The organism is Nostoc sp. DSM 114159, assembly GCF_053470285.1.
In genome coordinates, this window is record NZ_JBPFEH010000001.1 from 1,432,233 (window position 1) to 1,444,934 (window position 12,702).

General features: G+C 41.2%; 11 protein-coding genes. 6 read left to right on the top strand and 5 right to left on the bottom strand.

The annotated features are described in order from the left end of the window. Positions 1-27 precede the first annotated feature (27 nt). The 3 genes from ACR5KR_RS05700 to ACR5KR_RS05710 form a co-directional block, all read right to left on the bottom strand. Positions 28-186 carry a type II toxin-antitoxin system VapC family toxin gene (locus ACR5KR_RS05700; RefSeq protein ID WP_445627397.1) on the bottom strand — a complete coding sequence of 53 codons (159 nt, stop codon included), beginning with the start codon at positions 184-186 and terminating at the stop codon, positions 28-30. Beyond that, a complete protein-coding gene (locus ACR5KR_RS05705) occupies positions 186-1,349 on the bottom strand; it encodes a hypothetical protein (RefSeq protein ID WP_448265785.1) in 1,164 nt (387 codons plus the stop codon). The genes ACR5KR_RS05700 and ACR5KR_RS05705 overlap by 1 nt, the downstream gene beginning before the upstream one ends. A gap of 190 nt (positions 1,350-1,539) precedes the next feature. After that, a complete protein-coding gene (locus tag ACR5KR_RS05710) occupies positions 1,540-2,061 on the bottom strand; it encodes a hypothetical protein (protein ID WP_445627394.1) in 522 nt (173 codons plus the stop codon). A gap of 242 nt (positions 2,062-2,303) precedes the next feature. On the opposite strand from ACR5KR_RS05710, the gene nfi reads away from it, so the two are divergent. From nfi to ACR5KR_RS05725, 3 genes are all read left to right on the top strand, one after another. Beyond that, on the top strand, positions 2,304-2,969 hold the full coding sequence (gene nfi, locus ACR5KR_RS05715; protein ID WP_448265786.1) for a deoxyribonuclease V: 666 nt from the start codon (positions 2,304-2,306) through the stop codon (positions 2,967-2,969). Positions 2,970-3,076: 107 nt separating this feature from the next. Then, positions 3,077-3,628, top strand: a complete 552-nt coding sequence (locus ACR5KR_RS05720) for an FHA domain-containing protein (protein WP_448265787.1) — start codon at positions 3,077-3,079, stop codon at positions 3,626-3,628. 183 nt (positions 3,629-3,811) lie between these two features. Beyond that, the gene (locus tag ACR5KR_RS05725) at positions 3,812-5,770 is read left to right on the top strand and encodes an FHA domain-containing protein (protein ID WP_448265788.1); all 1,959 of its coding nucleotides are present in this window, start codon (positions 3,812-3,814) and stop codon (positions 5,768-5,770) included. 506 nt (positions 5,771-6,276) lie between these two features. Here the strand turns inward: ACR5KR_RS05725 and ACR5KR_RS05730 are convergent. Next, positions 6,277-6,525, bottom strand: a complete 249-nt coding sequence (locus ACR5KR_RS05730; RefSeq protein ID WP_448265789.1) for a hypothetical protein — start codon at positions 6,523-6,525, stop codon at positions 6,277-6,279. Between the two features lie 134 nt (positions 6,526-6,659). Between ACR5KR_RS05730 and ACR5KR_RS05735 the strand changes: the two genes are divergently transcribed. Together ACR5KR_RS05735 and ACR5KR_RS05740 are read left to right on the top strand one after the other, a co-directional pair. Further along, positions 6,660-9,176 carry a tetratricopeptide repeat protein gene (locus ACR5KR_RS05735; protein WP_448265790.1) on the top strand — a complete coding sequence of 839 codons (2,517 nt, stop codon included), beginning with the start codon at positions 6,660-6,662 and terminating at the stop codon, positions 9,174-9,176. 405 nt (positions 9,177-9,581) lie between these two features. Next, a complete protein-coding gene (locus ACR5KR_RS05740; protein WP_448265791.1) occupies positions 9,582-10,115 on the top strand; it encodes a hypothetical protein in 534 nt (177 codons plus the stop codon). Positions 10,116-10,187: 72 nt separating this feature from the next. On the opposite strand, the gene ACR5KR_RS05745 is transcribed toward ACR5KR_RS05740, so the two are convergent. Further along, the gene (locus ACR5KR_RS05745) at positions 10,188-10,331 is read right to left on the bottom strand and encodes a hypothetical protein (protein WP_448265792.1); all 144 of its coding nucleotides are present in this window, start codon (positions 10,329-10,331) and stop codon (positions 10,188-10,190) included. Positions 10,332-10,767: 436 nt separating this feature from the next. On the opposite strand from ACR5KR_RS05745, the gene ACR5KR_RS05750 reads away from it, so the two are divergent. After that, positions 10,768-12,537: a tetratricopeptide repeat protein gene (locus tag ACR5KR_RS05750; protein WP_448265793.1), complete on the top strand. Its 1,770-nt coding sequence runs from the start codon at positions 10,768-10,770 to the stop codon at positions 12,535-12,537. Positions 12,538-12,702: the final 165 nt, after the last annotated feature.

The window sequence follows — 12,702 nt, forward strand, 5'->3', positions numbered from 1 at the left end:
CGAAATTACTTTTATTATAAATTCTAACTAGGGGGGATTAATCTCAGAAAGCAAAATTACTGATAGTTTAGGAACACTACGAAAGCGCCGATCGTTGGTTAGAAAAGTAAAGCATTGAGTCAACAGTGCTGTGGATGCATGGAGCGCATCTGGTAATTTGATGTTAATACTGGCACGAAATCGCATTACTTGTTCTCAAGGGAATTTTTCTCAGCGTAGTTGAGATTTATTTGATATTCTTTACTTTTTTGCTGGGCTACTACATAATTTGGGCTAGAAGATGGCACAGTTTTCATAAGTGCGATCGCACCTTTCCAATGACTCACAACTGTCTTCCACTCATCTGGAGATTTTGCTGATTGAGTCAGGTTAGCTGCATTAATTGCTTGATTTACTGCCTCTCGAAATCTATCAGTTTCAAGTAACACAGTAGGCGATTCTGAAGTCACTGGTGATGGTGTAACTAATACAGACTTTGATGGTACTTGTGTTGGAATCTTAGAGGTTAGAGGAAGTATTTCTACAAACTTTGAAGAAAAGTATATTCCTACAGCAATTGAAACTATCACAGAAAGGAGCAGCCAAATTTTATTTAAATTACGATACTTTCGTCGATTATTGATGATTGTAGTTTTTTTATCATTTGATAAAACATCTGATTTTCTTTTGTGCATCCCCATTTCTTCGGGCAATATTTTTATTTTCTTATCTGTATTCAAATCAGGGTTTACTTCACTTGCATCTGTTCTTTGATTACCAGAATAAGCAGATATTATTCGTTGTTTTACCAAACATTCAATTTGATAAGTTAGTGCCCCAGTAGAAACATAAAATAACCCAAATATTAATGTTGTATTATTATTAAAATTTTGCATTTGTACGTAGTATTCAATTTGTCTGGTGTGACTAAGATTAAAGAATGGTAGAAGTATTGTAGAAAACAAAGCTGCTATCAGTGTAGAAATTGCAATTACAAGCCAAGCGTACAATCCTTCCCACCAACTCATTATTCCTGGTAATAATCCTTGTGTTCTACCTATTTCCGGTGCTTGAATTTCTGAGATAAATCGACTAATGAGCAAGTGTAAACAGTGATGAGTAAAAGAAATTATAGGAATTGGAGATAGGATTAACAGTATTGTAAATATAGCAAATAAGTCAGGACTGTTTACAAAATATGCGATACGGTAGCCTAACTTTCCAGGATTCTTTAGTATAAATATAATAACTCTCAAAAATAGAGTTAAAATCAATGCTTTTAACCAAGAAGTAGGATAAGGAAACCATAAAGGCCAGGAAAACGTTTGTTGCTTTTGCTTAGTAAGTTCCTGAGTATTCGGCTGTTTCATAACCAATAAATAAATCCAAACAACTAAGATAATATTCTTCTATCTCAGAATTCCCCATTTACAGGTGAAAGCAACATCTTCAAAATCTTTATAGTCCTATATTTAAAATTTATATAGATTTATGATAATTTTCATAAAAGCCCGAATTTTATGCTCTATCTCTGTATCTATGCGTGAGAAAAATTAAATCCTAACGTTCCTTTGTAATCACAGAACTACCATTACTAATACTTACTTTTTGAATAAAAACATTAGTAGAAGATGATAAAATATCAGTGCTGATTTGATTAGCAATAAATTCAAAATCATGGTTTGTTATTCCCTGTGCATTATCACCACTGAAGTTAATACAAATAGTTAGAGTTTGAGGATTGTTATAAGACTCTTCATTATCTACTGGTTCTAAATCAGCTTCTACCATGCCCAAATCAAACTCTTTACTCCAAGCCGGAAAACCCTTACCTGTTTGTTGTCCATAAATTTTGACTCTTTCAACAGATGCAGCCCCTAAAGCTGTTAACCCTTTGCGGATAAATGCAACTAAAATTTGTTGATTTGGTACTTGGGCAGATTCTAGCGTTACCTCCAAGCAAGCATCTTGTAAAGCAACTTTTGCGTTGATCCCTTTGGGGTGTAAGTGGCGGTTCATCAGAGAGGCGATCGCTTCTGCATCTCCCTGTTTTGCAAGTTTTAGAATATTTGGCTGTATCATAACCAGTAAAAGAGAAAATCTAGGAAAATAAGCTTATATTCTTAGGATTCCCTCTTGACAGCCTTAAGTAACATTGTGATGCAAGATATCAGCTAACCTGGGCTAAAATATTTAATATAAAGATAGTCTTTCACAGACTTTTACAAAAATATATTTTCCCTGTCTCAACATCAAAAACTTTTGTTTTTGTACTTGCTAAATTAACAAAATTAATATTAATCAGTTAAATTCCAATTTTCAATATGAAATTTTACCGAGATCGTGCTTGGCCTTCGACGCTAGAAGAAGCCATAGTTATCCAAGAAACGCTGCAAAATAGAGTAATTACTGAGGATCGACTGCAAGAACCTATCCAGTATGTTGCTGGAGTAGATATGGGTTTTGAAGCTGATGGGACAATTAGCCGTGCTGCTGTCGCAGTCTTGAGTTTTCCTGATTTGCAAGTAATCGAGACCAGCCTAGCACATCGTCCTACGACCTTTCCTTATGTTCCTGGGTTCCTGTCATTTCGGGAAATTCCAGCCGTCCTTGATGCCTTGGAGAAGATTAAAACAACACCAGATATCATTCTGTGTGATGGTCAAGGAATTGCTCACCCCCGCAGATTAGGTATAGCTAGCCATTTAGGGTTACTTATAGATATGCCAACAATTGGTGTAGCTAAGTCCAGGTTGATAGGTAAGCATGAAGAATTGGCACAAACCAAAGGCAGCACGCAACCACTGATCTATAACGGTGAAACCATTGGGGCAGTTTTGCGATCGCGCACAGGAGTAAAACCTCTGTATATTTCCAGTGGTCATCGAATTAGTTTACCGACAGCAATTGACTATGTATTGCGCTGCACGCCCAAATATCGACTGCCAGAAACTACACGCATTGCTGATAAATTAGCGTCGGATAGATAAAGCTTGTTGAAGTTTTTTCTAAATACTTGCTTGCACCTACTCAATCGTGTTAGGAATCGCACAGAAAGAAGTTGATGTAGCTAAATACCACTTACGAAGTTAGAACAATGAACGCACTAACTTTACATTGGCACGATGCAGGCCAAGATAAAACTCAGAATATTTACGAACAACAGCCAAGTCATAATCCTGGTACTGTCCGCATTGGTCGCGACCCTCTCCGGTGCGATATTGTTCTGAGTCATCCTACTGTGTCTGGACTGCACGTTGAAATCTTTTTTCATCACCAACAACAGCGTTTTTATATCAGGAATTTGCGATCGCAAAATCCCCCCGTTGTTGATGGACGGCAATTAGTCCAAGGTGAAATGCCGTTAACTGAAAACACTACTATCACTTTAGGACAAATAAAACTCAACGTTAGAAGCGTTTCCACAGGTAGCATTCCAGCAACAATTTTGCTACCACCCAATCCAGCAGTAAATCTCGGACATCACCATCACCCACAAACACCCCCCGCACCACCGCCAGGAGTTTATGGCTTAGAATGCCCCAAATGTCATAAAGTTTCCCCAGGAGAGAATCTACAAATTGGCTGTCATTGGTGTGGGACATCTTTAGCTGCGGCTGTGAGTGTGTTGGTAGCACGGGGTAGTTGAGCAGGGGAGCAGGGGAAGATGAGGGAGACAAGGGGACAAGGGAGACAAGGGAGAGAATGACTATTGCCTATTGACTATTGACTATTGCCTATTGACTATTGCCTATTGCCTTCTTGTCCAATGCCCCATGCCCAATGCCCTATATCCAATGACAAATGACAAATGACCAATGACAAATGACAAATGACAAATGACCTACAAATCCAATTGAGTTGGGAAGAACCAGCGACGGGTGAACGGCGAGAACCATTATTAAATGTGCCGATCGCTTTTGGTCGAGAATTTGCTCGCTTACCTGCTGAACTCAGGGGAGTGCGCGTTTCTCGGATGCTGCTTAACAGTAATGAAGTTTCTCGCTACCATGCCCTCATTGACTGGGAACAAGACCATTTAGTAGTGATTGACCAAGGTAGCGTTAACGGTGTCTATGTCAATGGTCAACCACAAACGCGCAGTGTTCTAGTTAATGGCGATACGTTGCAAATTGGCCCGTATCTGATCGCAGTGACATTTGGTGCTAGCGCCTCTGCACCAGATACTAGCCCCCCTTCAACGATTCACTTCAACGCAAATACTAATCGCCCAGACCCCAGCTTGCCTGTAGTCCAGCCGCTAACGCCCGTAGCCAGTAATTTCCCGCCATTGGCGTTTCAGGCACAAAAAGTCTCTGTGCAAGCACTTCATGCTACAGGATTACCAGTAGATGAATCTGATTATCTAGCGATCGGGGCGGGATTGGGTAGCTTCGTTTGGGCTGATTTGCTGCGAATTAGTGGTGTACGTGCTGACAAAATTGTCGCTTTGGGATTAGAGGCGGAACCTTATGCTCGTTACAAGCGCCTCTGTCTGAATTCGCAAATTCCCTTATATGAAAGACTGCGTTCTAATTCTGATTCTTGTCCCGATAATATTTGGGGTTGGCCTAGTTATGCCTTGCGTGAAGCTTGGGGAGACTTAGCCAAGGGCGAGATCAAGTCAGCATTCAAGTATTTATGGCAAGTTTTTGCTGAACCAACATTTGCAGAAACTTATACTCCTCGTGCGGGTAATGTCTTTGATTCCATAGACCGAGAAGCGAAGCGCATTGGTTGGAATCAAATTTATCGGTATGGGCGAGTTAGGGTAATTCGCAAAACTGATGACGGTAGATATTGCGTAGCCTATTCTCGCGGCCCGGGAAATTATGCTTTTTTAGTTAGTCGTTATTTACATTTAGCTACTGGGTATCCAGCAATTCAGTTTCTCCCAGATTTGCAAGCTTATAGGGAAAAATATCAAGATTTTACATCTGTAGTCAATGCTTATGAAGCTCACGATCGCGTTTATGAGCAACTAGAGCAACATGGTGGTACGGTATTGATTCGGGGGCGGGGAATTGTGGCTTCGCGGATTGTACAGCGAATTTATGAAGCTAGAAAGCGAAATCGAAATATTGCAGTTTTGCATTTAATGCGATCGCCTAAACCTCAAGGTAACAAATTTCAAAGAGCCACGCGCCTAGTCAAAAATCATTACGAATTTCAACCCTTTAACTGGCCGAAAGCCTGTTGGGGCGGCGAACTCCGGGCAATGTTAGAAAAAGCCACCCCCGATGAACGCAAGCGTTTACTAGCAGACTGGGGTGGAACTACCACCGCCGACCGCCGAGATTGGCAGCAAATTACTGCCCAAGGGTTAAGCGAAGGCTGGTATCAAATTACCTTCGGTGAGGTGTTGGATGTAGAACGAGATGCCCAAAACCGGACTATTACCCGTATCCGAGAACAAAGCTTTGGGGAAAAGAAATTGTTAGCTGACTTTATTGTTGATGCTACTGGACTGGATGCCAAAGTAGATGCCAATCCCCTCTTGGCAGATTTGGTGAAGCATTACAATCTGCCAGTGAATCACTTGGGGCGATTGACTGTAGCGAACAATTTTGAATTGGTAGAAATGCGTAGCGATCGAGGTCAAATGTATGCTGCGGGAGCTATTACTTTAGGTGGCCCTTATGCCGCAGTTGATAGTTTCTTGGGCTTGCAATACGCTGCATTAGTCGCCGTTGATGGACTCGCCGCCGCTCGTGCGCCTGGAGTTCAAAGGTTGAATGTTTTAAGTTCCTTTAGTCAGTGGTTGAAGTGGGTGTTAAATCAATCACCTTAGTATTAGGAGGCAGGGGGCAGAGGAGATGGAGTATTTATCTGGTTGTTTTGAATAGCAAATCCCAACTTCGAGGATAAAAGGTGCAACTTCGGGGATAAAAGGTGCAACTTCGAGGATAAAAGGTGCAACTTCGAGGATAAAAGGTGCAACTTCGAGGATAAAAGGTGCAACTTCGAGGATAAAAGGTGCAACGTCGGGGATAAAAGGTGCAACTTCGAGGATAAAAGGCGCAACTTCGAGGATAAAAGGCGCAACGTTGAGGATAAAAGGTGCAACGTTGAGGATAAAAGGTGCAACGTTGAGGTTAAAAGGTTAAAAGGCTCAAATTACGGGCGAAACCTTCAGCCCACCTGCGATTCAAATCGCAGGCTAACAGCATAAGTCAGTTAAAACTGACTCAAATTAACTAAAATTTAGTCCGTTTGAACGGACTTAGGCTATTAGCCCCGGAATTGATTCCGAGGCGGGATAGCAACGAAGCGAAGAATTTCCCTTTGCCAGTACCCCTACTTTGTTTTTTCGCTTGTCGGGCGTACTAAAGTTTTAACTAAACCCGTAATCGCCACAATCACAGTGGCAATTCCCCCAATCGACAATGAAGTTAAAATTGCCGCCGCCAGAATAATTTCAGTCGGACTATATCCATCTCGCATCCAGGTAGATGGATTCTCTACCGATGTTGGTGAGGCGGGGATTAATTGCGAAGTTTGGGTGGTTTGATTGGTGTTGACTGGAGTTGTTAAGGCAGTTTTCATGGCTGAATCTTTTCTAAATGTTTCTATGCAAATCGTATTTCTGCCAGAAGAAGCGGAGATTCCGTAGAAATTGAGACAAAGTAGAAAGAAAGTAGAAATTAAGTAGAATCGAGAAGAAATCTCACAAGCTGTCTATGGAATGGGCTGATTTTCTAGCCAATGAAGCTGCTACTAATAGCTTATCCCCAGAGCAAACGGCAGCTTTTGTAGAGCGTTTGAAGACTGAAAACTCAGGAAAGAGTGAAGCGAAACTTGCCAGCGAATTAAACATTGGTGCAGCTGCTTTCAAAAAGCGGATGGCTGAGGTGTATGAAAAATTTGCCAAGAGTTATCCTGAATTAGCCACTTCTAACAGTCGGGGCAAACTAGAAAAGTTACGGGCTTGTCTGACAAACAAATATAATGGCGGGCAAGATGCCCAATCAACAATTAAAGAAATTCATCAAAATATTCCCCCTGCTGTTCCATTTGAAAAATTTGTGGGACGTGAGGCGGAACTACAAAACCTGCACTCTTCATTACAAACATCTCGGCAAGTTGCCATTGTAGCTGTGGCGGGTATGGGTGGAGTCGGGAAAACAGAACTCGCTACCCAATATGCAAAACAGCGCTTGCAGAATTATCAAGGTGGGGTTTGCTGGTTATCTGCACAGGGTATTGATGTGGGAATTCAGATTCTCAGATTTGCCGAATTGAAATTTAAACTCATTGCACCGGATGACTGGGAATTAGCAGATAGACTGAGATACTGCTGGCAGAATTGGGAAAAAGGTGAAGTGCTGTTGGTGTTTGATGATGTTACCGACTACAAAAAACAGGTTCAGCCTTATCTACCACCAGAATCACTCCGGTTTAAAGTATTGCTGACAACGCGCCTGGGGTTTGATAGAACTTTGCCGCAATTACCTTTGGGTGTTCTCAAACCATTGGCGGCGATGAAATTATTAAAAGCACTGGTTGATAGAGAACGACTAAAAACCGAACCTTGGGTTGCGAGAAGAATTTGTAAATTCTTGGGATATTTGCCTTTGGCGTTAGAGTTAGTAGGGCGATATCTGGATACAATGCCAGATTTGTCTCTGGAAACACTGCTGAAGCGGCTAGAGAAAAAGCGACTGGAACACGAAGCAGTAGCCAAGGCTAACCAATTGATGTGGTATGAATATGGTGTAGCTGAAGCTTTTGCATTGAGTTGGGAACAGTTGGATGAAAATGCACAAAGCTTGGGTTGTTGGCTGAGTTTGTATGCTTTGGCTGACATTCCTTTTTCTGTTGAGGCAATAGAAGATGAGGAAGAACAAGAACTTAAGGAAAAAGCTGTAGCTGATTTGCGGAAACTCCATCTAATACAATGGCAAAGTAAAGGAATTTATCGTCTACATCCATTGATTCGGCAATTTTTCCAAATGAAATTGGATGAGTCAAGTGAAGTGGATAAGGTTAAAACTGCCTTTGCAGCGCAAATGGTAAAGGTGGCAAAACAAATTTCTCAACAGCCTAACCGTCAAGATATTCTTAACCTCACTCCCTTTATCTCTCACATAGCAGAAGTTGCAACGCAGCTATCCCAATATCTCAGCGACGAGGATTTAATTAGGTCTTTGACAGGTTTAAACTTTTTTTATGACGGCCAAGGGCTTTTTCAGCAAGCAGAACCTTGGTGCAAACTCTGTGTAGAGGTAGCTGAAAATCGTTTTGGTTTAGAACATCCCGATATCGCCGCTAGCCTGAACAATCTCGCAGGACTATACGTTTCTACAGGACGCTACAGCGAAGCCGAACCCCTGTATCAGCAAGCTTTGGAAATGACAAAACACTTATTGGGAGATAACCATCCCAATGTCGCTAATAGCTTGAATAATCTTGCAGCACTGTACGTTTCTACAGGACATTACAGCAAAGCCGAACCCCTGTACCAGCAAGCTTTGGAACTAAAAAAACGGTTACTGGGAGAACAACATCCATCTGTCGCCACTAGTCTGAACAATCTTGCGGAACTTTACGGTTTTACAGGACGTTACAGTGAAGCCGAACCCCTGTACCAGCAAGCTTTAGAATTGAGAAAACGCATATTGGGAGAAGAACATCCCGATGTTGCCGCTAGCTTGAACAATCTTGCAGAACTCTACCGTTCTACAGGACGCTACAACGAAGCCGAACCTCTGTATCAGCAAGCTTTGGAACTGACAAAACGGTTACTGGGAGAACAACATCCATCTGTCGCCACTAGCCTGAACAATCTCGCATTACTCTACACTTCTACAGGACGCTACAACGAAGCCGAACCCTTGTATCAGCAAGCTTTGGAACTAAAAAAACGGTTACTGGGAGAACAACATCCATCTGTCGCCACTAGCCTGAACAATCTCGCATTACTCTACACTTCTACAGGACGCTACAACGAAGCCGAACCCCTGTATCAGCAAGCTTTAGAACTGAGTAAATGCTTCTTGGGAGACAACCATCCTCATGTAGCTAATAGCCTGAATAATCTTGCATTACTCTACAAATGTACAGGACGCTACAGCGAAGCCGAACCCTTGTATAAGCAAGCTTTGGCAATTTATGAGCAGACTTTAGGTGTAGGCGATCCCGGTACAATGGCAGTTCGGGAAAATTATGCAAGGTTTTTAAGAGAAGCATATCGCTAGCGATCGCACCCTTTCAAAAAACCACACCAAATTGATGCCACACAACAGTTGTAGTTCAAACTTTAGCAGCGATCGCCTTCTACACACCAAATAGTACAGTCAATAATAGTGCGTAGGCGTAGCCCGTCGTAGACATTGTATAGCCATTTTGAGTTCAAAGGTGCAACTTCGAGGTTCAAAGGCTCAAGTGCGATCGCTTACGAACTGCAACACCACTTAATATTGTCATCAGAAATTTATTTTTATCTAACTGAAGAGTTAAAAATCAACAATTGGTATTTTAATTACCTTGCTAACTGAATAATCTAGAATCATATTAGCGCTCGTCACGCTCTATATCGGATAGCGCAATCTTAATCTCTTTCTATAAAGAGAAATATTTCTTTATCAATGGTTTAAATTACGATGATGAACCTTAAAGACATATCCTCAAAATTTCCCCGTCGTCAAGTTATCAAAACTGCTCTCACTTTTGTGACTGGCTTAACTACGACATCACTATTATCTTTTGGGATTACCAAATCCATCAAGCCAGCACAAGCAATTGTTGTGCAACGACCAAATGAATTTGAACTTGAAGGTAAAGATACTAATATCAAGTATTCAATTATCAATGGAGTTCCACAGCTTGATTACAAAACTCAAAAAATTTCTGAGCATTTTAGTGGCGATCAAATTCAGACATTAGCTACTGATATCGGTACGCTAGTGACGATAATTATTAGCAAACCACTAAACCCTGATTTGGGAGGAAATATAGTTAAACTGAGCTTACTCATACCAATTATCAACCTAGCGATCGGAACACGAGAAACTGCTGTCCAAACCGAAGCCATTTTAACTACTCAAAGAACATCAGGATTTATTCGTACTCCCCTATTTGGACAATTACAGTCATATCAAACTATAGTACTCACCGGAACTGCTAGATACCGCTAGAGCCGGTCTAATTTCTGAAATGAATTCTTTTGGAAAACCAATTACCAATTATCCCTTAACTCGCAATCTGATTCAGTTAATAATATTTGTAGGTTGAGTTAAATGTTCGCGTCGCTTCAAGTAGGAAACAGTATTTTCAGCATTTTGTAAAAATCCAAAAGAATTTATCCAAGAAATGCCAATTGCCGCAGCAGTTAAATGAATTGAGTTTGACACTAAAAAATTCCGACTGTCCTGCTATTGTTGACGATAGAGTAGCATGGCGTTGTGGTCAAGCTTTAGGTATTAATACTATCGGAACCGGAGGCTTGCTGATATTAGCGAAAAGACGTGGACTAATCCCAAGCATATCTCCTAAATTCCAGCTTGGTGTGACGCTGGTTTGAGGTTATCCGATAGTTTGGTCAATTTACTGAAAACTTCAAACAAAAGAAGAGCGATCGCTATCAATTGTAACTTCAAATAGCTTTTGCTTCCTTTTCTCTCTTTCTTCTTGCCCTCTGCGACTCTGTGGTTTGATTCTCATCCTAAATCACAAAGTACGTAGCCACTAAATTTAAATTTTTTTATATAAATGGTACTTTTACCCCAAGCAGAGAAGATTTTCTAATAAAGACAAAGCTACAATAAAAATAAACTTTACAAGCTGTTTATGCAATGGGCTAATTTTATAGCAAAAGAAGCTGCTACGAATGGCTTATCTCTGGAGCAAACGGCAGCTTTTACAAAATATTTTCAGACAGAAAACTTAGGTAAAACTAAAGCTAAACTTGCCAGCGAATTAAACGTTGACATTGCCGCTTTCACAAAGTGGGTGGGTGAGGTATATAACAAGTTTGCCCAGAATAATCCTGAGTTAGCGACTTTCAACAATCAAGAAAAACTAGAAAAGTTACAAGCTTACCTGAGCGCAAAATATAATCATAGCGAATTGGCTGTCCTCAAACCATTGGCGGCGATGAAATTATTCAAATCGCTAGTGGTTCGGGAACGACTGCAACAAGAAGCTTGGGTTGCAAGAAGAATTTGTAAATTTTTGGGATATTTACCTTTAGCGTTAGAGTTAGTGGGACGATATTTGGATAAAATGCCAGATTTGTCTCTGGAAACACTGCTGAAGCGGCTAGAGAAGAAACGAGTGGAACATGAACTAGTAGTCAATGCTCACTCATTGATGCCTGATGAATACGGTATAGTTGAAGCTTTTGAATTGAGTTGGGAACAGTTGGATGAAAATGCTCAAAGCTTCGGCTGTTTGCTAAGTTTGTGTGCTTTAGCTGACATTCCTTTATCTGTTGAGACAATAGAAGATAACAAAAAACAAGAACTCAACGCGAAAGCCATAGCCGATTTACTAGAATTACATTTATTACAACAGAAAAGTAAAGAAATTTATCTTCTAAATCCACAGATTCGACAACTTTTCCGAATGAAGTTGGATAAGTCAAGTGAGGCGGATGAAGCAAAAACTAAATTTGCAGCCATGATGTTAGAGGTAGCAAAGCTAATTCCGCAACAGCTTAACCCAGAAGATATTCTCAACCTCACTCCACATATCCCGCATATTACAGAAGTTGCAACTCACCTATCCGAATATTTAGGTGATGACAATTTAATCACTTTGTTTACCAAATTAGCCTGGTTTTATCAAAGTCAAGGACTTTATCAACAAGCAGAACCTTGGTTGCAACGGTGTGTAGAACTGACTCAAAATCGTCTTGGTTCAGAACATATCCATGTCGCCACTAGTCTAAACAATTTAGCAGTACTCTACGAAACTACAGGACGCTACAGAGAAGCCGAACCCTTGCTTGAGCAAGCTTTAGCACTGAGAAAACGTCTGTTAGGAGAAGAACATACCGATGTCGCCACAAGCCTGAGCTATTTGGCATTAATCTACGAATACACAGGACGCTATAGCGAAGCCGAACCTTTGTATCAGCAAGCTTTAGAACTGTGGAAACGCCTAGTGGGAGAAGAACATCCCCATGTTGCCACGAGTCTGAACAATTTAGGAGCATTGTACTGCAATACAAGACGCTACAGAGAAGCCGAACCCTTGTTCAAGCAAGCATTAAAACTGAGAAAACGCCTGCTTGGAGATGCACATCCCGATGTTGCCACTAGCCTGAACAATTTAGCACAACTTTACGAATCTACAGGAAGTTACAAACAAGCCGAACCTTTGTATGAGCAAGCTTTAGAACTGAGTAAACGCCTGTTGGGAAATAACCATCCCGATGTCGCCATTAGCCTGAACAATCTAGCAGCGCTTTACCGTCATACAAGACGCTACAGAAAAGCCAAACCCTTATTTGAGAAAGCTTTGAAAATTTGCGAACGGACTTTAGGTATAAGTCATCCGACAACTATGACGGTTCGGGCAAATTATGCCAGCTTTTTAAGAGAAGCATATCATTAGCGATCGCCTCCGGCACGCTACGCGATCGCTGCGCGTAATTCGTAATTCGTAATACTTCGGCTCCCTTCTCTACGAGAGGCTGCGCCCGAAGCGTAGCTATGCGGCAGGCTTTACGACTTCGCTCAGGGCAAGACGCTCAGTACAAGTTCGTAATTCGTTAAAAAA